Raw genomic sequence first — 21,600 nt, forward strand, 5'->3', positions numbered from 1 at the left:
AAATGACAACAATACAAGGTCCTGCAGTATTTTTAGCTCAGTTTATTGGCGATGAAGCTCCTTTTAATTCCTTAGATGGGATTTGTAAATGGGCTGCCGATTTAGGTTTTAAAGGTATTCAAATGCCAACATTAGATACTCGATTCATCGATTTACAAAAAGCAGCTGAAAGTAAAACGTATGCTGACGAATTAAAAGGTACCATTGCTTCTTACGGATTAGAAATCACTGAATTATCAACTCATTTACAAGGTCAATTAGTGGCGGTTCATCCTGCTTACGATGATTTTTTTGATGCTTTTGCACCAAAAAATGTGCATGGAAATTCAAAAGCAAGACAAGAATGGGCTGTTCAACAATTAAAATATGCTGCAAAAGCATCTTATAATTTAGGCTTAAATGCACACGCCACTTTCAGCGGTTCATTGCTTTGGCAGTATTTTCATCCATGGCCACAACGTCCTCCGGGTTTAGTGGAAGATGGATTTGCTGAATTAGCAAAACGCTGGTTGCCTATCTTAAATGAATTTGATCAAAACGGTGTTGATCTTTGTTATGAAATTCATCCCGGAGAAGATTTATTTGACGGTGAAACATATGAAATGTTCTTAAAAGCGGTAAATAATCACTCCAGAGCTTGTATTTTATACGACCCTTCCCATTTTGTTTTACAACAATTAGACTATATCCAGTATATTGATTTCTATCATGAACGAATAAAAGCATTTCATGTTAAGGATGCCGAGTTTAATCCAACTGGAAAACAAGGCACTTTTGGAGGATACCAAAGTTGGGCAAATCGTGCAGGACGCTATCGTTCACCTGGTGATGGGCAAATTGATTTTAAAACCATTTTCAGCAAATTAGCACAGTATGATTATAAAGGCTGGGCAGTTATGGAATGGGAATGTTGTATTAAAAATCAAGAAGATGGTGCACGTGAAGGTGCTGAATTTATAAAAAAACATATTATAAAAGTAACTGATAAAGCTTTCGATGATTTTGCTGCAGTTGAAACTGACAAAGCATTCAATATGAAAAATTTAGGATTATAAAACAATCCAAAATGTAGTTAAATTAGATAATAATTCGAAGACAAATAGACTTTCTGTATTTCATAATAAAAACAAACATCTTATAATGGATATTAAAAAAGAAGACGATAAAGAGAATAAAATCATAACAAACCGTCGTGATTTTATAAAAACTAGTGCTATAGCTGCTGCAGCATTTATGATTGTTCCCAGACATGTTTTGGGAAGAGGATTTGTAGCTCCAAGCGATCGTTTATTAATTGCCAGTATAGGTGTGGGTGGGAAAGGACAATCTGATATTGCTATGTTTGATAAAAGTGGAAAAGCAAATATTTCTTTTCTATGTGATGTTGATGATCGAAGAGCTGCTAAGAGTGTTGCAGCTTTTCCTAAAGCCAAATACTATAAAGATTGGCGAGAAATGTTTGATAAAGAACATAAAAATTTTGATGCTGTTTCAGTAGCTACACCAGACCATAATCATGCAATACAAACCCTTGCAGCAATGCAATTAGGTAAGCATGTTTATGTTCAAAAACCATTAACGCATGACATTTATGAAGCTCGTATTTTAACGCAAGCTGCAAAAAAATACAAAGTGGTAACCCAAATGGGGAATCAAGGTGCATCAAACGATGGAACCCGAATAATGAAGGAATGGTATGAAGCCGATTTAATTGGAGATGTTCATACTGTTTATGCTTGGACTGACCGCCCAGTTTGGCCACAAGGTATCCCCTGGCCTACTACAAAAGCAGAAATTCCAAAAGAATTAGATTGGGATTTATGGTTAGGAACTGCTCCAAAAAGAGATTATGTAGATAAACTAGTTCCTTTCAACTGGCGTGGATGGTGGGATTACGGCACTGGCGCATTAGGAGATATGGGTTGTCACTTGATTGAAGCTCCTTTTAGCGTATTAAACTTAAAATATGCTAAGGATGTGCAATGTAGCGTTGGATCTGTCTATGTTGATGAATTTAAAAGAGGTTACTTTCCACAAAGTTGCCCGCCTTCAAGCCATGTGACGCTAACCTTTCCTAAAACTAATAAAACGAATGGTGATGTAACTTTACATTGGATGGATGGAGGAATTCAACCTGAAAGACCATTGGAATTAGAACCAAATGAAATTTTTGGAGATGGTGGAAACGGTACTTTATTTGTTGGTACAAAAGGAAAAATGATGTGTGATACTTATGGAATGAACCCTCGTTTGCTTCCTTTGACAAGAAATCAAAATATAAATGTTGCCCAAAAATATAATCGAGTTATTGATGGATCTAATGGCCATTATAAACAATGGGTAGAAGCTGCAATTGCAGGTCATGGTAAACAAGAATTAAGTTCTCCTTTTGAAATCGCTGGTCCTTTAACCGAGGCGTTATTAATGGCTAATTTAGCTATTAGAGGGTATGATATTCAAAAAGAAACAATTGGTAAAACGAAATATCCAGGTCGTTCAGTAAAATTACTGTGGGACAATGATGCTATGAAAATTACAAATTTTGATGATGTTAATCAATTTGTAAAACGAGAATATCGTCAGGGTTGGAATGATTTAACTTTGTAAAATACTTAAAGCAATCATCATGATAAAAAAAATCCTAAGTTTATTAACATTAATAGTAATGGTACAAATAACAAATGCCCAAAATGAGTTTAAACCACTTTTTGATGGAAAAACCACCAAAGGCTGGCATACTTACGGCAAAAGTACAGTAGGTACCGCTTGGAAAGTTGAAGATGGTACATTGCATTTTGACCCATCTGCAACTACAAATAATCAGGGAGGAGATATTGTAACGGATAATGAATATACTAATTTTCATTTAAAATTGGAATGGAAAGTAGTACCAAAATCGAATAGCGGAATTATATTCTACATTCATGAAGATCCTAAAAAGTATAAGAATACTTATGAAACTGGTTTAGAAATGCAGGTTTTAGATAATGATGGACATCCTGATGGTAAAATAAGTAAACATAGAGCTGGCAATTTATATGATTTAATAAAAAGTGATATTGAGCCCGTTAAACCTGTTGGAGAATGGAATACTGTTGAAATAATTAGTGATAATGGCCAACTTACTTTCAAATTGAATGAGGTGGTTGTTGTAAAAACAACCCTTTGGGATGACAATTGGAAATCACTTATTGCTGGAAGTAAATTTGCTTCTTGGAAAAGTTTTGGAACCTTTAAAACTGGAAAAATTGCCTTACAAGATCATGGTGAAAATGTCTGGTATAGAAATATTGTAATTAAAGAATTATAATTCAGCCAAATTATTTGTTCCGAATTAATATTAAAAATAAAAACTATAAACGATTTATATTAACTAACCTAAAACCAATGAATACCACAATCCGAATTAAATTATCTGTAATGATGTTCCTAGAATTTTTTATCTGGGGTGCATGGTTTGTAACACTAGGAACTTTCCTGGCAAGTAATTTACATGCTTCAGGTTCAGAAACTGCCGCTGTTTTTTCAACACAATCCTGGGGTGCAATTATCGCTCCTTTTATTATTGGTTTGATTGCAGACCGCTATTTTAATGCTGAGAAAATTTTAGGGATTCTTCATCTTATTGGCGCATTTTTGATGTATAAAATGTATGTTTCAGATGATGTTACTGTTTTTTATTCTTATGTTTTAGGATATATGATTTTATATATGCCAACACTGGCACTGGTAAATTCAGTTGCTTTTAATCAAATGAAAGATCCTGAAAAAGAATTTGCAAATATTAGAGTTTGGGGAACCATTGGTTGGATTTTAGCTGGGTTATCTATCAGTTTCCTGTTTCATTGGGATTCAGCTGAAGGCGTTACTCAGGGATTATTAAAAAACACTTTTCTTTTAGCAGGAATCGCTGCTTTAGTTTTAGGAATATTTAGTTTTTCATTGCCCAAAACACCCCCGAAAGTAAGTGACGAAAAAATTAAAATTGGAGATATTATTGGTCTTGATGCTTTAAAACTTTTAAAAGATAAAAACTTTGCAATATTTTTTATATCATCAATTCTTATTTGTATTCCATTAGCATTTTACTATCAAAATGCACATCCATTTTTGACTGAAGCTGGAGTTGAAAATCCAACAGGAAAAATGGCCATTGGACAAATATCCGAAGCATTATTCCTATTATTAATTCCAGTATTTTTCAGCCGTTTTGGTTTTAAGAAAACCATTTTATTAGGAATGTTGGCTTGGGCTATTCGTTATGTTTTGTTTGCTTATGGTAATGGAAGCGATTTGAGTTTTATGCTTATAATAGGTATTGCTTTACACGGTATTTGCTATGATTTCTTTTTTGTATCAGGTCAAATATACACCAACTCAAAAGCAGGTGAAAAATATAAAAGTGCTGCACAAGGTTTGATTACACTAGCTACTTATGGTGTAGGTATGTTAATAGGTTTTGGTGTCGCAGGCTGGATAACGGATAATTATAAAACACTTGATGGAGCCATTGATTGGAGAATGGTTTGGATTATTCCAGCAGGTATCGCTTTAGGTGTGTTTTTACTTTTTGCACTTTTATTTAATGATAAAAGTAAAACAGAAAATGAAATTACAGCAGTATAAAAACAAAATATATGAGTACTAATTTAAATAGAAGATCGGTTATAAAAGGAATTCTAGCCGGTACAGCCGCAATGAGTATTCCAACTGGTTTTTCTGCTTTGGCTATGCCAAAAAATGAAACTGATATGGCGTCTAATTTTTTAAAGGGTAACATAAATCATTCTGTTGCAAGATGGTGTTTTAACGATTTTGACATAGAAAATCTTTGCATTGAAGTAAAAAAACTGGGAATTACAGGTATTGATTTGGTTGGACCTAAAGATTGGCCTACATTGAAAAAGTATGATTTAGTATCTACCATGTGCAATGGAGCTGAAATTAATTTAGTTGATGGTTTCAACGATGTCAAATTTCATGAAACACTGATAAAGAATTATACGGAAATGATTCCGCTAGTGGCGAAAGCAGGATATAAAAATCTAATTTGCTTTAGCGGAAGCAGAAGAGGAATAACAGATGAAGAAGGTTGGAATAATTGCGTAATTGGTTTGCAAAAACTAATCCCATTGGCAGAAAAACATAATGTAACTCTGGTAATGGAACTTTTAAATAGCAAAATAGATCATCATGATTATCAATGCGATAAAACATTTTGGGGAGTTGAATTGGCAAAGCGTTTGAATTCTGAAAATTTTAAATTGCTTTACGATATTTATCATATGCAAATTGACGAAGGTGATGTGATTCGAAACATCACTGATAATCATGAATATATTGCACATTTTCATACAGCTGGCGTTCCTGGCCGACATGAAATTGATGAAACACAGGAACTTAATTACCCGGCAATAATGAGAGCTATTGCCAAAACAGGTTACAAAGGATTTGTAGGTCAAGAGTTTATTCCTATAAATCCAAACAAACTAGCCTCCTTAAAACAGGCTATTACAATATGTGATATTTAACTAATTAAAAAAATAACTAATGATAAAAAGAAGAGATTTTTTAATAAATAGCGGTTTGGCATTGGGAGCATTAGCTATTGCTCCTTCATTTGCATTTGCTTCAAAAAAGAGACCGATTGGAATTCAATTATGGACGCTAAGAGATACTTTACCTAAAGATGTCAAAGGTGTATTAGCCCAAGTTGGAAAAGTAGGATTTAATGAAGTAGAAACTTTTGGTTATTCTCCAAGTAATGGTTTTTTTGGTACTTCAGTAAAAGATTTTAAATCGATGTTGTGTGATAATGGTTTAAAGGCTACCAGTAATCATTTTGATTTCAATGGATATATAGAAAATGGCTCAACAGAAGCTATTAAGTCTTATGTTGAGACAGCTAATATTTTAGGAAGTGATTACATTACGGTACCTTATATAGTACAAAACTTAAGAGGAAAAAGTAGTGATGATTATAAAAAATTAGCATCAAAAATAAATCAGGCTGCAGAAATTTGTAAAGCTTCCGGTTTAAAATTAGCGTATCACAATCATGATTTTGAATTTGAAAAATTTGAATCTACTACAGGTTATGAGATTTTATTAAATAATACAGATAAAAACTTAGTTGATTTTGAAATGGATTTATACTGGGTAGTTCGTTCTGGAAATAATCCATTGCAATTATTTAAGGAACATCCAGGACGTTTTAAAATGTGGCATGTAAAAGATATGGACAAAATAAATCCAGATTTTAATGCTGAAATTGGAACTGGTTCGATAGATTTTAAAGCTATTTTTGCTGAAGCTGAACTTTCTGGAATGAAACGTTTCTTTTTGGAACATGAATCTAATTACAAACCCAATCCAATAGAATCTGCAGCGGTAAGTTACAATTACATCAAAAATAACTTAATATAATATTCTAAAAAAATATAGTTATATAAAAAAAGGGATACTCAGTATCCCTTTTTTATTACCATTTTGTTACTCCTAATAATTTTTCGCCTAATTCACTCAATTTGGCTGTTTCATATTTAGTTTGTTCCCAATTACGAGGATCTCCAGGAAATGCATATCCTTCCGGTGCAATTCGGTTTTGCCAAGAATTAATTCGCCATTGGCGTAATTCTTCATTATCCTCTTCAGCTGGCATCATAGAAATGTATTGCGCCATTCTTACTTTATCTTTTGTAATATTTGGACGTATTCCATGAGGTTGTGTACTATTAAAAATTAATAAATCACCCGCTTCCATTTTTACTTTTACAAATTTATCTTGCAGTCCGGTAACATCTGGTTTGAAACGATTTCTATCTTCGGGTTGTGTTAATTTCCAGGTGTCATAATTTCGATATAAATCAGGAATACATTGAAATCCCCCCATGTTTTCATCAGTTTGGTCTGCTAAAGCAAGTACACCTTGTACGTTTTGTGGTTTTGTTTCTGGATCATAATCCCAATGTATGAATCCTTTGAAATCAAAACCGGGTCTAATTGGCAAATTGAGATTGGCTCTATCTATTGTAACCCATAATTTTTCTGTTCCCCAAATGTCTACAAATGCATCATACACTTTTTGCATTTGTCGGTTATCCCATTGGTATTGATGATTGTATACTTCAACCATACCACTATTTGTAAGTTCTTTCATTTGCATTTCGGCTCTGGGTGGAGCGTACCAAGTTTCAGGATCATTTTGATTTTTTTCTTCAAATTCCCATAAAAAATCTGCCATCTTTTTAGCATTTTCTTTTGGCACAGCGTTTTTTATTACAATGTATCCATTCTCGATCCAAAATTTCCAATCTTCTTCTGTTAGTAAACGTAATGGTTTCCCATTTGAACGATCATTTAATTTAGATGTACTGGATTTTGCTGTTGATGGATTCCCCGGAATATCTTTGTGAGCATTATTTGGCGCCATTGTAGGAGTCATAGTCGGTGTCATTGATTTATCATTCTTTTCCATTGTTCTGATATTTAGTGTTATTACTAATTCAAAATTAGAAAAAGTGAAGGCTAAATACTTTCACAAAATTTACTGCTATTTGTACAATATTGATTTATTTAGTACATTTAATCAGAGATATGTATATTTTTGAACAATTATAGAGTTTATCAAGGTATGAAGATAGTTTTTGAAGATATAAAAAGATTAGCTGGAAGTTCATTTAGAATCTTAGTTAATCCAAAACTGAATGATTTTTATTATTGGCATTTTCATCCCGAATTTGAATTGACTTTTATTGTTGCGCCAAATGGAACCAGACGTGTGGGAAATCATGTGAGTGATTTTGAAGGAAGTGATTTGGTTTTTATAGGTTCCAATATTCCTCATTTGAATTTTGACTACGGAATTAAAACGGAATATGAAAAAGTAGTTTTACAGATAAAAGAAGATTTTTTCAAAAATGATTTTATTACAACACCTGAATTAGCTTCCATTTATCAATTATTTGAAAACTCAAAAAAGGTAGTTAGTTTTCATGGAGATATAAAGGGTAAAGTTGGAAAAAGACTTCAGAAAATTCACCTTTTATCTCATTTTGAACAATTTATAGAAGTGCTGTCTTTATTTCAAATTTTAGCAACATCAAATGAAATGACTCTTTTACATGATAAGCCATTTGAAAACCTATATAATAATAAAGAGCAGTTAAGATTAAAAGTAGTCTATAAATTTATAGAAAACAACTATCAAAGGGCTGTTTCTATTGAAGAAATTGCAAAGCTGACTCATTTATCTAAAGCTGCTTTTTGTCGTTATTTTAAGAAAATGACACGCTTGACGTTTACTGAATTTCTGAATCAATATCGAATTGAACAAGCTAAAAGACTTTTGCAAAGTGATAAAAATGTAACTGAAACTTGTTACGAATGTGGTTTTGAAAGCCTGTCTTATTTTAATCGTATTTTCAAAAAAGTAGTGGGTGAAAATCCGATTCAGTTTAAGAAAAGATAAAAGGATGTGTTTCCAATTATATTTGAAAAACACATCCTTTTATTTATTTTTTATTCCGTTATATTAAATCCTGCAACATAAAAATTTTTGTCTATTTCTAATTTTGAATTTTCAGTTTTAGCAGGGATAGCCGTCCATTCCGTTTCTGGTTTCAGTAATTCTTCTTTTCCATTCAAAGTTACTTTAACGGGCATATTAAAATTAGGAACGCAATTCGTCCAACGGTAGCCAAGATGATTATCCTTGAAAAAATATTCTAATGTTGGAATTCTGGTATCTCTCAAATATTGGTTGAAGAATGGATTTAACTCTATTCCAACTTGTTGACTTAAGTAATCTTCGATTTGCTTGGTAGTAACTGTTTGATGATAAAAAGTACTGTTCAAACCTCTTAAAATAGTTGTCCATTTAACATCATCATTGACAATTTGACGCAAAGTGTGTAACATATTAGCCCCTTTATAATACATGTCACTGGAGCCTTCATTGTTTACATCATAGTTACCAATAATTGGTTTATCATTTGCAATATTTTTTCTAATTCCTCTTACGTAAGTATATCCCGCTTCCTTGCCATAATAATATTCCAGAAAAAGACTTTCAGAATAATCTGTAAAACTTTCATGTATCCACATGTCAGCAATATCTTTATAAGTGATATTATTAGCAAACCACTCGTGTCCCGATTCATGAATAATGATGTAATCAAACTTTAAACCCCACCCCGTTCCACTTAAATCTCTTCCTAAATATCCATTTTTAAAACCATTTCCGTATGTTACACTACTTTGATGTTCCATCCCTAAATAAGGAGCTTCAACTAGTTTATAGCTGTCTTCATAAAATGGATAAGGTCCAAACCAATGTTCGAAAGCTTTCAACATTCTCGGTACGTCTTGAAATTGCTTTTTTGCTTTGGTAAGATTGTCTCTCAAAACATAATAAGTACAATCCAAATCTCCTTTTTCTCCTTTAAATTTTTCTGAAAAAGTAACGTAATCACCAATATTTATATTTACTCCATAGTTATTGATGGGATTTGATACAAACCAATTGTATGTTTTCGTTCCGTCTTTCATTTGTTTGACGCTTTGCAAACGACCATTGGAAACATCTGTCAAACCTTTTGGAACATTCACGCTAATAAGCATACTCTCTACTTCATCATACATATGGTCTTTGTTAGGCCACCAAACGCTGGCACCTAATCCTTGACAAGAAGAAGCTATAAAAGGATTCCCATTACTGTCTTTTTTCCAGGTTATACCACCATCCCAAGGTGGATTTACAGCAACCTTAGGTTTTCCTCCGTAAAACACAGTAAGTTCTTTTGTTGAACCTATTTTTTGTGGAGCTATCAATTCAATAAAAAAAGCATTTCCTTCTCTATTGAATTTTAAAGTTACGCCATCCTGAATGACTTTGTATATCTCCATTGGATTCTGCAAATCAATTTGCATCCTATAGTATTCTTGTACCACTTGATATCGTATGGTATTAGAACCAGTAATAGTACTATCGGCAGGATTTACCTTTACATCAAGATGATAGTATTTCACATCCCACCAAGCTCTTTCTTTAGTAATACTACCTCGTAATGAATCTTGTCTTGTGAATACTTGCTCTTTATGTCCAAGAAGCCCTTGTGCATTAGCATTATTAGAAATGAAAAATGCAATAAAAATAATGCTGAAATATTTTTTCATAAATTTGAAACTTAGAAATAAAATATAAATTAATTTTTACAAATAAATGAAATATTAATGCAATTTAGAAACTGAATTTTGCTCTACTACCGCTGTAAAATCAGTAGCTAAGCGATTTCCATAATCTTCTAATAGCTCTAAAACTCTTTCCTTTTTATCCGATTTTACAATCAATCCTGCATGATATTCCAATGGAACCCTAAAACAAACTTCTGAATCTGAAAATGATGATAAATCAGGATGCTGAAATTTGGACAAAGTCAGAACAATACCAGCATATTCTTTTTTTACTTTTGGTAAAGTATATTTGATCTCTTTTACCAACGCATTTTCAATTGCGGCCCACTCCTTCCATAAATTAATATTGGAAGCCTCAGCAACCATTTCTGCCAGATGCGCTCCACCTACTCGGGATGATGTTTCCAGAAAATAGATTTGTCCATCATCCTTGCATTTTATAAATTCAGTATGAGCGGCACCATGTTTCAATCCAAAGCCTTTCAATACTTGTTCATTTATCTTTTTGATGGCTTTGTCATCTTCAGAATCATAAGGAATATTGGCAGAACGAAAAACACCTCCGCCTTGTGAAATTTCCATTGGCGTAGCTAAATATTTTGAAGTCAAACTAAAGATTACTTTACTATCCGAAATCAAACTATCACAATGATACACATCGCCTGGTTTGAATTGCTCCAATAAATACTTGAATCTATTATTCCCCATTTCGTTTATGTGAATCCATAAACTCTCTTTGTCATATACTTTTATAATCCCTGTCGCCGAAGCTTCAGAGCGTGGTTTTAAAACCCACGGAGCTTCAATCGTATCAGCAAAAGTATTGATGTCATGATCATTAAATAACGAACAAAAAGCAGGAATTGGAATACCGCAACTTTTCGCTCTCATGCGCATAGCGAGTTTATCCCTAAAATAACGTCCGGTGGTTTGTCCCATTCCGTCAATACGAAGATTTTCCCTGAGATATGTTGCTTTTTCCACATCATAATCATCGAGAGCTACTATGGCATCAATTTTTGTAGACTTCATGAAATTACCAACACCCAATAATAAATGCTCTAAATTCCAATCAACATCTTGACCTTCCATATAAAAAATCTCATCAATATATTGATGTGGCCATGGTTTGTCTCTCAGTTTTTCACTTGTCACTAAATAGACTTTGTTGCCTGATTTTTTTAAATTAATTAAAAAATCGGCACCCTTAAAATAATTTGAAATACAAAGGAAGGTTTTAGAGTTTTCCATACGTTATAAATTTTCTATGAACTTAGTTAATAAATGAACTCCATACCCTGTTGCATGTTTACTTTTAGCAAATTCATCATCGCCAAATGCCACTCCTGCAACGTCAAGGTGTGCCCAAGCTTTATGCTCTTGGGTAAAATATTCTAAAAATTTTGCTGCGCTTATTGCTCCAGCAACTGGTTTTCCGCTATAATTTTTTACATCAGCTATATCGCTTTCAATGTCTGATTTATAAACATCCCAAAGTGGTAAAGGCCACAAACGCTCTCCAATTGCATCTCCATTTTCTTGTAATTTCTTAGCCATTTCTTCATTATTGGTAAACAAAGCACCACATTCATAACCAAAAGTACCAACGCTACTTCCTGTAAGTGTAGCGATATCAACAATATATTCCGGTTTAAAATTTTTAATCAAATACGATAATCCATCGGCTAAAACAAGTCGGCCTTCGGCATCCGTATCAATAATTTCTATCGAATGTCCACTGTAACTATGAATCACATCACTAGGTAAAAAGGACTTACTGTCAACCGAATTTTCGGCACAAGGAACAATAGCAGTTACTTTCACTGGCAATTGCAAATCGGCTATAAGTTGCATGGCTCCTAGTACTGCGCCACCGCCAGCCATATCACATTTCATGTGAACCATTCCTGCTGTTTTTATATTTAATCCGCCAGTATCGAAGGTTATTCCTTTTCCCACTAATCCAACATGTTTTATGTGTTCCACTTGGGTTGCAGGAGTGTAATTCATAATGATAAATTGAGGCTCATTTTCACTTCCTTTTCCTACCGCTAAAAATGCGCCAAGACCTGCAATTTTTGAAGCTTCATAACCGAGGACTTCTACATCAAATCCATATTTTTCTCCAGTCTCTTTAGCCCAATTCGCCAAATATTTTGGATTAATGGTATTGGGTGGTAAATCGACCAAATTATAAGTTGCTAATTGTGCTTTGGCTATTTTAATTCCTTTTTTGGCTGTAGCCAAATAATCTTTTTCAGAAACCAGATTCAAAGTAAAATCCGGATCTAAAAAAGGATGTTCCTTTTTCTCTGTTTTAAAATGACCTAAATCATAGGTTCCTAAAAGCAAACCTGAAACGATGGCTTCAACCTGATCCTGAGTGAATTGTTCCGGTATAACTAAAGCGACATTCGAACTGAAATTATCTTTTTGTTTCGATGAGATCCGACGGAAAATAGTTTTTAAAGATTTATAGTCTATCGCTTTTCCTAAGCCAATAAAAATATAAGTATTGTCATTTTTTTCGGCTAAATAGTGGGTGTCTTTTTTACCAAAAAAAACTTTGGAAGCAATTTCTAATCCATTAAATGCGATGGGAACAATACTTTTTGAGTACGTTTCAAAAGCCGGAATTAAAATTGTTCCTGAAAAATTATCTAAGTTTACTACTGTACTTGTTTTCATTTGTTCTTTTAATTTTTTTTTCGCTTATTGATTGAAGACACTTTAAATAATGTATCTATGTTTTTTTTGTATTAAAAAACAACCATTCAATTGCTTTAGGAAATTCATCACTCCAATAGGTTTCGCTATGTTTCCCTTGTCTATTGATACTTAAATTAATCTTTGATTTGTCTTTTACAAATTCGCTTAAAATCAAATCTTTTTGAAACTTTTTTACGTGTTCAATCATTGTTGCACTTTCATCTCCACCAGCATACAAATAGATTTTTGTATCTGCTGAATTAGCTTTTTCAGCATTGATTTTTAATTCTGGAACGACCCAAAGTGATGGTGAAAAAATCATTAACTTCCCATAAACTTCGGGGTTTCTCAAACCACTAAAAATACTGATTAATCCACCCATAGAGCTCCCTCCTATACCAGTAAATTCTCGTTCTTTTTTAGTTCTAAAATTACTGTCTACATATGGTTTTAGCGTATCAGTCACAAATCGAATGTATTTTTTACCTTGACCTTTTCCCAATACAGTTTTCCCAACATTATACTCTTTTATACGATCTTCCTCGGCATGTTCTATAGCGATTATTATAATTTTTCCAATTTTATATTCTGACATAACTGCCAGTTTTTTATCAATTTCCCAATTGCCAAATTCGGCTGCTTCATTGAATAAATTTTGGGCATCCTGCAAATACATAACTGGATAACTTTCACTTGAATTGTCATAATCATGAGGTAATAAGGCCCAAATTTTCCTTGTTTTGTTAAGTTGCGGAATTATAAATTCATCTGAAATCAATTGAACTTGCGGTAAAAAAGATTGCTTAAAAGGCAACCAGTTCTTTCTCCATCTGGCTACGTGTTCTTTTTGAATGCCAGTATAATTATTTGTTGAACGGTTTTCAGTACGATTTCCACGACTGTCAATTTCTACTTCACTCCAATCCCCTTTCGTAAATTTATACAAAAGCTCGACAGGATAATCAAAATCATGTGGAAATTTATAATGATACAAACCAATACCAATTTTCTCCATTATGAATTCTTTGTCCTGAGTGCGCCATTGATTAAAATTCCCTGAAATATAAACGGGTCTCGCATCATCTTCATCAGTTGTAAGGATTATATGCAGCCCTGTATTTAGAATCGGATTATTTATTTCTTCGGTAAATGTGGTATTGTCTGAATTCATCACTTGCATTGACTACTTATATTTTAAAAATAAATAGTAAATATAGTCGATTGCGATTTGAAATAAAAGAAAAAAGAAAACCCAATAGCAAATGAATTTCCTATTGGGTTTGTATGGGGAAAAATTATTAAATGATTTTACTTTTGGCGACTTTTTAAAACTTCCACAACATCATTTAGCTTAAATCCTTTGGCTTGTAACAATATAAGGTAATGGAAAAGCAAATCAGCACTTTCGCTCAAAAACAAATCATCATTATCATCTTTGGCTTCGATAACTACTTCAATGGCTTCCTCACCTACTTTTTGGGCAATTTTGTTCATTCCTAATTTAAATAATGAAGCAACATAGCTCTTTTCAGAATCCGCATTTTCTCTTCGAAGTTGGATTGTATCTTCTAAATTCGAAATAAAGCCATAATCAGCTTTGTTTTCATCAGCCCAACACGTATCTGTACCTTTATGGCATGTTGGTCCTTCAGGCTTTACCTGTATCAATAAAGTATCATTATCGCAGTCGTTTTTGATGTCAATCAGATTCAGGAAATTGCCACTTTCTTCGCCTTTTGTCCAAAGCCTTTGTTTGGTACGACTATAAAAAGTAACTTTTTTAGTATCAACCGTTTTTTGATATGCTTCGGCGTTCATGAAACCCAACATCAAAACCGTTTTGGTTTCGCTATCTTGAATTATGGCAGGAATTAATCCGTCTGTGTTTTTTGAGAAATCTATATTCATTTTTTTTTAAGTATTAAGGTGTAAGTATTAAGGTGTGAGTATTAAGGTGCAAGTATTAAGCAATTCAAACTTAATAATTCATACTTAAGACTTATTACTTAAATACGTACTTCGATATTGTTGTTTTTAAGTTCTTTTTTTAATGTTTTGATTTCAATTTCTTTAAAATGAAATACACTTGCTGCCAATGCTGCGTCAGCTTTTCCTTCCAGAAAAGTATCTACAAAATGCTGCATGTTTCCCGCACCACCAGAAGCAATAATAGGAATATTAACTAACTCCGAAAGTGTAGCCAAAGCTTCATTGGCAAACCCGTTTTTAGTTCCGTCATTATCCATTGATGTGAATAAGATTTCGCCCGCACCTCTTTGTTCCACTTCCTTTGCCCAATCAAATAAATTCAATTCGGTAGGCACTTTTCCGCCCACTAAATGAACAATCCATTGCCCATTAATTTGTTTGGCATCAATCGCAACAACGACACATTGACTTCCAAATTTTTGTGCTAAATCATTTATCAACTGAGGGTTTTTCACAGCCGATGAATTAATGGAAACTTTGTCTGCTCCGTTTTGTAACAATACTTCAACATCACTAACTGATGAAATTCCACCACCAACAGTAAACGGAATATTAATAGTTGAAGCGACTTTACGAACCAAATCAACTAAGGTTTTTCTTCTTTCTTCTGTTGCCGAAATATCCAAAAAAACCAATTCGTCTGCACCTTCATCCGAATATATTTTGGCTAATTCCACCGGATCTCCAGCATCACGCAAGTCCACAAAATTAACACCTTTTACGGTTCTTCCGTTTTTTATATCGAGACAGGGAATAATTCTTTTTGTTAACATCTAAATTAAGTATTAAATTGTAAGGATGAATTATTAAGTTTTTTTGATATTATTTTTAGAAGTAATAATTATGCTTTTTATTAATTTTAAAACTTCGACACCATCATTATTTAAACTTAAAAATTCTTCATTTGAAATATAACTTGTTGCTTGTAAGAGTTCAAGCCAATATAATGTTTCATCTGCTTCTTTTTGAGAAATACCCATTTTATGAATAAAATCAGCTTTGCTTTCTGCGTTTTTAGCTTCTCTAATATTTGCACCTACAGAAGTTCCTGAACGTAAAATTTGTTTACTCATTACGTATTCACTTCTAGTATTTAAAGTTTTATATAAATTAACAATTCTAATGGCAAAAGAAAAACTTTTTATTTTTATTACATCTTCACTCATACTTAATACTTAATAATTCATACTTAAAACATATTGTTCCAATTGTTTCAATGAAATTCTACCTTCGTAAATTGCTTTTCCTATTATTGTTCCTTCACAACCTAATTCAGCCAGTCTTGGTAATTCGTCAAAAGTAGAAATTCCTCCTGAAGCAATTAGTTTAATACCTTTAGCTTCTGCCAAAATTTTAGCGTATAAATCAAACGATGGTCCTTCAAGCATACCGTCTTTGGCAATATCCGTACAAATTACGTACTGAATTCCCTTGCTTTGATAATCTTGTATAAAAGGAATCAAGTCTTCATTAGAATCTTCTAACCAACCCGAAACGGCTACTTTTTCATTGTTAGCATCTGCTCCCAAAATGATTTTATCAGAACCATACTCAGTAATCCATTTTTCGAATAGTTCTCTGTTTTTGACAGCAATACTTCCGCCGGTAATTTGATTTGCACCACTTTCAAAAGCAATTTTCAAATCAGAATCCGATTTTAATCCACCGCCAAAATCAATTTTCAATTTGGTTTGTGTAGCTATTTGCTCCAGTATTTTATAATTCACAATTTGGCTTGACTTTGCTCCGTCTAAATCAACCAAATGCAAGTATTCAATTCCGTGTGCCTCGAATGACTTCGCCACTTCAAGCGGATTTTCATTGTATATAATTTTGGTATTGTAATCGCCTTTTGACAAGCGGACACATTTTCCTTCTATGATATCTATTGCGGGTATTATTCTCATTATAATTTAGTTTAAAAGAAAACTTAAAGACTCAACTTAAAGTTTTAAAAAATTAGCCAAAATTTGTTCTCCAATATCGCCACTTTTTTCTGGATGAAATTGTGTTCCATAGAAATTATCTTTCTGTAAAGCTGAGGCGTATTCTACTTCATAATCTGTTGTAGCAATTGCTTCGGGACAATTTGGCACATAAAAACTATGCACCAAATACATGTATTCGTTTTCATTAATGCCGTTAAACAATGGTGATTTCAAATTATAAATTTGGTTCCAACCCATTTGTGGCACTTTTACTTTTGGTGTGAATTTAATTACATCGACATCAAAAATTTCCAACCCTTTTGTATTTCCTTCTTCTGATTTGTTGCACATCAATTGCATGCCCAGACATATTCCTAAAACGGGTTGTTTCAAGGTTGGAATCAAAGTTTCCAAGCCACTTTCTAAAAGCATTTTCATTGCTGAACTTGCTTCACCAACACCTGGAAAAATAACTTTATCGGCTGCCTTTATTTCATCTGGATTATTACTCAAAACCGCTTTGAATCCTAATCTTTCGATGGCAAACATAATGCTTTGAATATTTCCTGCGCCGTAATTTATGATTACTATTTTCATGTTTTATATTACTCTTAACTCGCTTTCAAAATCGTTCTAGCTTGTCAATTTATTATTTCTAAAGATATTCCGAAAAATATTGCTCTTTACTATTTTGCCAATCTTCTTTTATAATGCTGTAATAAACATCATCTTTACTTTTTCCCAAAGAATCTATATAATTATTTCTAAAAATTCCTTCTTGAATAGCACCTAGTTTTTCAATCGCTTTTTGGGATCTACTATTTTCTAAATCAGCACTGAATTGAATTCGTCTTAAACCAATTTGTTCAAATCCGTATTTAAGTAATTCAAATTTACACGCTTTATTTAAACCTGTTCCTTGAAATTTTTTGCCATACCATGTCCAACCGATTTCAAGTTTTTGACTATTAAAATTGATATTTCCAAAACTAGTGCTTCCTGCAATTTCATTGGTTAATTTGTCAATAATCAAAAAAGAGTACGCTGTTTTTGAATGTTTTTCTAGGGTATCTTTGATGTAATTATTAAAATCATTTTCTGTTTTAACATACATCCCCATAAACTCCCAAATAGCATTATCAAAAATTATAGTTCTTAGCTCTTCTGTTTTTTCATTTGAAAATGGAATTAAAAGTACTCTGTGATTTTCAAGTTGAATTTGTTTATTCAAAAAATCTTTCATTATCTAATTAAATTTTTATAGCATTCCTTTTGTACTTGGCAAAATCATCTTCTCCGTATCACGTTTTACTGCTACTTTTATTGCTTTTGCAAAAGCTTTAAAAATGGCTTCAATCTTGTGATGTTCGTTCGTTCCTTCTGCCTTGATATTAATGTTTGCTTTAGCACCATCCGAAAACGATTTGAAGAAATGATAGAACATCTCCGTAGGCATTTTTCCTACCATTTCGCGTTTGAATTCAGTTTCCCAAACCAACCAGTTTCTGCCTCCAAAATCAATCGCAACTTGCGCTAAACAATCGTCCATTGGCAAACAAAAACCGTAACGTTCTATTCCTAATTTATTCCCTAAGGCTTTTGCAAAGACTTCTCCAAGTGCAATCGCAGTGTCTTCAATAGTGTGGTGTTCATCGACTTCTAAATCTCCTTTTACTAGGATTTCTAAATCCATTTGTCCGTGACGGGCAATTTGGTCCAGCATGTGGTCGAAGAAAGCAATTCCAGTTTCGATTTTACTTTTTCCGGTTCCGTCAAGGTTTAAGTTGATGTAAATATCCGTTTCGTTTGTTTTTCTTTCAATTGAAGCAGAACGTTCTTCTAATTTCAAAAACTCATAAATTACTTTCCAATCTGTAGTTTGTAAAGCAATAACGGAGTCCAATTCTTCTCTTTTTGAAGCAATTTCAGCACTTCCCAAAGCTTCGTCCGTGTTGATAAAAATAGCTTTTGAACCCAAGTTTTTTGCTAATTCCACGTCAGTTATTCTATCTCCGATTACGAATGAATTCTCTAAATCATATTCTGGATTATCAATATATTTTGTCAACAAACCCGTTGCAGGTTTGCGAGTTGGTGCATTCTCGTGCGGAAATGTTTTATCAATTAATACTTCTTTGAAAACAACTCCTTCATTTTCAAAAGCTTTCATAATTAAATTATGAACGGGCCAAAAGTTAATTTCTGGATGAGAATTAGTTCCTAAACCATCTTGATTCGTAACCATTACGAGTTCAAAATCTAGTTCTAAAGCAATTTTACCAAGGTATTGAAATGCTTTAGGATAAAATTCTAATTTTTCGAAACTGTCTAATTGATAATCATTTGGTTCTAAAACCATTGTTCCGTCACGATCTATAAAAAGTATTTTTTTCATTATATTATTATTTAAACTAAGCGTTTAGGCTTTGTAATGCTGCTATTAATTTTTTGTTTTCTATTTCGGTTCCAACGGTCAAGCGTAAACAATTATCACATAATGGTTGGGTAGTTCTATTTCTAATGACGATTCCTTTACCAATCAATTCATCATATCTTTTATTGGCATCATCCACTTTTATCAGAATAAAATTGGCTTCGGTTGGATAGATAATATTAACAAAATCTACATTAAGTAATACTTTAAGTAATTTATCTCTTTGTTCTATTATAGATTCAATTTCAGATTTTATTTTTTCTGAATTAGCTAACCTATCCAAAGCTCTTTTTTGAGTTAGCTCATTCACATTATATGGTGGTTTTATTTTATTTAAAACCGAAATTACTTCCGCAGAAGCATAACAAATTCCCAAACGTATTCCCGCTAAACCATACGCTTTTGATAGTGTTTGAGTAATCACCAAATTAGGATATTCGTCTAATTCATTGATCCAGCTTTCCTTTTCTGAAAAGTCAATATACGCTTCGTCAATTACAACCAAACCATTGAAGTTTTTTAACAAATAGGCTACGCTTTCATCCGAAAATGAATTACCGGTTGGGTTATTTGGTGAACACAAAAAGATGATTTTTGTAGTTGAATCAACAGCTTCCATGATTTTCTCAATTTGCGGTTGAAAATCCTCTGAGAGTAAAATTTCTTTATTATCAACTGCATTGATATTAGCCAAAACACCATACATTCCGTATGTTGGAGGCAAAGTAATTACGTTATCTGTTTTTGGTTCACAAAAAGCTCTGAATAATAAATCCAACACTTCATCACTTCCGTTACCCAATAATATTTGATTCGTTTTGACATTTCTTTGTTTTGCCAAAATTCCTTTTACACTCATTTGCTGTGGATCCGGATACCTGTTCACTCCATTTTCAAACGGATTTTCATTAGCATCCAAAAAAATCATATCAGCAGTATCAAAATCCTCAAATTCATCACGCGCCGAAGAATAGGGTTTTAATTGCTTTACGTTTTCTCTAACTATATTATTTATATTGAAATTATTTTCCATTTTCAATTGCTTTTAATCGTAATGTAACAGCATTTTTGTGCGCTTGTAATCCTTCGGCTTCAGCCATGATTTCAATTGCTTTTCCTATATTTTGTATTCCTTTTTTGGTTATTTTTTGAAAAGTCATCGCTTTCGTAAAACTATCCAGATTTACACCACTATAATTTTTGGCATAACCATTTGTTGGTAAAGTATGATTAGTTCCTGATGCATAATCACCAGCACTTTCAGGTGTATAATTACCTATAAAAACGGAACCCGCATTATGAACGCCATTGCTATAAAAATCATCAAATTCAGAACAAATAATAAAGTGTTCCGGGCCATATTCATTGATTAATTCTAAGGCAATGGTATCGTTTTCTACAAAAATCAATTTAGAATTAGCAATTGCTTTTTCAGCAATCGTTTTTCTTGGAAGTAAATCCATTTGTATTTGAACTTCATTTTCAACGGCATCAATTAATTTTTTTGATGTGGAAACTAAAATTACCTGACTATCAGCTCCGTGTTCTGCTTGAGACAATAAATCAGATGCTACAAAAGCTGGAACAGCAGTATCATCTGCAACAATTAATAATTCAGATGGACCGGCAGGCATATCGATTGCCACGCCAAATTGTGTTGCCAATTGTTTAGCTACCGTCACAAATTGATTTCCAGGGCCAAATATTTTATATACTTTAGGAATCGTTTCTGTTCCAAAAGTCATTCCGGCAATAGCTTGAATCCCTCCTACTTTCAAAATTTTAGTTACACCACATAAATTTGCAGCATACAAAATAGCTGGATTTATATTTCCGTTTTTATCCGGAGGAGAACACAAAACAATTTCGTTACAACCTGCTATTTCTGCGGGTACGGCAAGCATTAATACGGTAGAAAATAATGGAGCGGTTCCTCCAGGAATATATAATCCTATTTTTTGGATTGGTCTTTTTTCCTGCCAACAATTTACTCCTTCAATAGTTTCTACTGCTACTCTTTCTGTTTTTTGAGCAGAATGGAATTTTTTTATGTTTGACTTTGCCAGTTGAATTGCTTCTTTTAATTCGGAAGAAATGGATGCAATAGCCGCTTCAATTTCAGCTTTAGAAACCTCTAACTTTTCGATTGATGCACCGTCAAAAAGCGACGTGTATTTTGCAACAGCAACATCACCTTTTTTTTGTACTTCCTTGAAAATTTCTTTTACTGTTGCTTCAATATCATTAACAGTCTTAGTAGGTCTCTCTAAAATGGAAGACCAAGTTTCTGGTTTTGGATTGTATATTTTATTCATTGTATTGTTTTTAACCGCAAAGTTCACAAAG

General features: G+C 32.9%; 21 protein-coding genes. 7 read left to right on the forward strand and 14 right to left on the reverse strand.

The window, feature by feature from the left end:
* Window positions 1-2: 2 nt before the first annotated feature.
* The 6 genes from OA85_RS03590 (at window position 3) to OA85_RS03615 (ending at window position 6,426) form a co-directional block, all read left to right on the forward strand.
* Window positions 3-1,055 (forward strand): sugar phosphate isomerase/epimerase, encoded by a 1,053-nt coding sequence (locus OA85_RS03590; RefSeq protein ID WP_039108125.1) that lies wholly within the window; start codon window positions 3-5, stop codon window positions 1,053-1,055.
* A gap of 85 nt (window positions 1,056-1,140) precedes the next feature.
* Window positions 1,141-2,607 carry a Gfo/Idh/MocA family protein gene (locus OA85_RS03595; protein ID WP_052257134.1) on the forward strand — a complete coding sequence of 489 codons (1,467 nt, stop codon included), beginning with the start codon at window positions 1,141-1,143 and terminating at the stop codon, window positions 2,605-2,607.
* A gap of 58 nt (window positions 2,608-2,665) precedes the next feature.
* Window positions 2,666-3,310 carry a DUF1080 domain-containing protein gene (locus OA85_RS03600; protein WP_231557072.1) on the forward strand — a complete coding sequence of 215 codons (645 nt, stop codon included), beginning with the start codon at window positions 2,666-2,668 and terminating at the stop codon, window positions 3,308-3,310.
* 77 nt (window positions 3,311-3,387) lie between these two features.
* Complete coding sequence (locus OA85_RS03605; protein WP_039108127.1) at window positions 3,388-4,626, forward strand: nucleoside permease; 1,239 nt, start codon at window positions 3,388-3,390, stop codon at window positions 4,624-4,626.
* An 11-nt stretch (window positions 4,627-4,637) separates the two neighbouring features.
* On the forward strand, window positions 4,638-5,531 hold the full coding sequence (locus OA85_RS03610) for a hydroxypyruvate isomerase family protein (RefSeq protein WP_039108128.1): 894 nt from the start codon (window positions 4,638-4,640) through the stop codon (window positions 5,529-5,531).
* A gap of 19 nt (window positions 5,532-5,550) precedes the next feature.
* Entirely contained in the window at window positions 5,551-6,426 is an 876-nt protein-coding gene (locus OA85_RS03615) for a sugar phosphate isomerase/epimerase (RefSeq protein ID WP_039108129.1), read from the forward strand.
* Between the two features lie 55 nt (window positions 6,427-6,481).
* Here OA85_RS03615 and OA85_RS03620 read toward each other — a convergent pair whose 3' ends face one another.
* Window positions 6,482-7,477: a phytanoyl-CoA dioxygenase family protein gene (locus OA85_RS03620; RefSeq protein ID WP_039108130.1), complete on the reverse strand. Its 996-nt coding sequence runs from the start codon at window positions 7,475-7,477 to the stop codon at window positions 6,482-6,484.
* A 156-nt stretch (window positions 7,478-7,633) separates the two neighbouring features.
* On the opposite strand from OA85_RS03620, the gene OA85_RS03625 reads away from it, so the two are divergent.
* Entirely contained in the window at window positions 7,634-8,470 is an 837-nt protein-coding gene (locus OA85_RS03625) for an AraC family transcriptional regulator (RefSeq protein ID WP_039108131.1), read from the forward strand.
* A gap of 50 nt (window positions 8,471-8,520) precedes the next feature.
* On the opposite strand, the gene OA85_RS03630 is transcribed toward OA85_RS03625, so the two are convergent.
* From OA85_RS03630 to hisD, 13 genes are all read right to left on the reverse strand, one after another.
* Entirely contained in the window at window positions 8,521-10,176 is a 1,656-nt protein-coding gene (locus OA85_RS03630) for a M1 family metallopeptidase (RefSeq protein ID WP_039108132.1), read from the reverse strand.
* A 54-nt stretch (window positions 10,177-10,230) separates the two neighbouring features.
* Complete coding sequence (locus OA85_RS03635) at window positions 10,231-11,445, reverse strand: acetyl-CoA carboxylase biotin carboxylase subunit family protein (RefSeq protein WP_039108133.1); 1,215 nt, start codon at window positions 11,443-11,445, stop codon at window positions 10,231-10,233.
* Window positions 11,446-11,448: 3 nt separating this feature from the next.
* On the reverse strand, window positions 11,449-12,882 hold the full coding sequence (locus OA85_RS03640; RefSeq protein WP_039108134.1) for a M17 family metallopeptidase: 1,434 nt from the start codon (window positions 12,880-12,882) through the stop codon (window positions 11,449-11,451).
* 55 nt (window positions 12,883-12,937) lie between these two features.
* Entirely contained in the window at window positions 12,938-14,083 is a 1,146-nt protein-coding gene (locus OA85_RS03645; RefSeq protein WP_231557073.1) for an alpha/beta hydrolase, read from the reverse strand.
* Between the two features lie 128 nt (window positions 14,084-14,211).
* A complete protein-coding gene (hisIE, locus tag OA85_RS03650; RefSeq protein ID WP_039108135.1) occupies window positions 14,212-14,811 on the reverse strand; it encodes a bifunctional phosphoribosyl-AMP cyclohydrolase/phosphoribosyl-ATP diphosphatase HisIE in 600 nt (199 codons plus the stop codon).
* 98 nt (window positions 14,812-14,909) lie between these two features.
* The gene (gene hisF / locus OA85_RS03655; protein WP_039108136.1) at window positions 14,910-15,665 is read right to left on the reverse strand and encodes an imidazole glycerol phosphate synthase subunit HisF; all 756 of its coding nucleotides are present in this window, start codon (window positions 15,663-15,665) and stop codon (window positions 14,910-14,912) included.
* A 33-nt stretch (window positions 15,666-15,698) separates the two neighbouring features.
* Window positions 15,699-16,058, reverse strand: coding sequence for a four helix bundle protein (locus OA85_RS03660; RefSeq protein WP_039108137.1), 360 nt, complete (start codon window positions 16,056-16,058; stop codon window positions 15,699-15,701).
* A 9-nt stretch (window positions 16,059-16,067) separates the two neighbouring features.
* Entirely contained in the window at window positions 16,068-16,799 is a 732-nt protein-coding gene (hisA, locus tag OA85_RS03665) for a 1-(5-phosphoribosyl)-5-[(5-phosphoribosylamino)methylideneamino]imidazole-4-carboxamide isomerase (RefSeq protein WP_029286473.1), read from the reverse strand.
* Between the two features lie 36 nt (window positions 16,800-16,835).
* Window positions 16,836-17,417: an imidazole glycerol phosphate synthase subunit HisH gene (gene hisH / locus OA85_RS03670; protein ID WP_039108138.1), complete on the reverse strand. Its 582-nt coding sequence runs from the start codon at window positions 17,415-17,417 to the stop codon at window positions 16,836-16,838.
* A 58-nt stretch (window positions 17,418-17,475) separates the two neighbouring features.
* Window positions 17,476-18,063, reverse strand: coding sequence for a GNAT family N-acetyltransferase (locus OA85_RS03675; protein ID WP_039108139.1), 588 nt, complete (start codon window positions 18,061-18,063; stop codon window positions 17,476-17,478).
* Window positions 18,064-18,078: 15 nt separating this feature from the next.
* Complete coding sequence (hisB, locus tag OA85_RS03680) at window positions 18,079-19,215, reverse strand: bifunctional histidinol-phosphatase/imidazoleglycerol-phosphate dehydratase HisB (protein WP_039108140.1); 1,137 nt, start codon at window positions 19,213-19,215, stop codon at window positions 18,079-18,081.
* Window positions 19,216-19,231: 16 nt separating this feature from the next.
* Entirely contained in the window at window positions 19,232-20,287 is a 1,056-nt protein-coding gene (gene hisC, locus OA85_RS03685) for a histidinol-phosphate transaminase (RefSeq protein WP_039108141.1), read from the reverse strand.
* Window positions 20,277-21,569 (reverse strand): histidinol dehydrogenase, encoded by a 1,293-nt coding sequence (hisD, locus tag OA85_RS03690; RefSeq protein WP_039108142.1) that lies wholly within the window; start codon window positions 21,567-21,569, stop codon window positions 20,277-20,279. Before hisD ends, hisC begins: the two co-directional genes overlap by 11 nt.
* Window positions 21,570-21,600: the final 31 nt, after the last annotated feature.

Source organism: Flavobacterium sp. AED (genome assembly GCF_000812945.1).
GTDB lineage: Bacteria > Bacteroidota > Bacteroidia > Flavobacteriales > Flavobacteriaceae > Flavobacterium.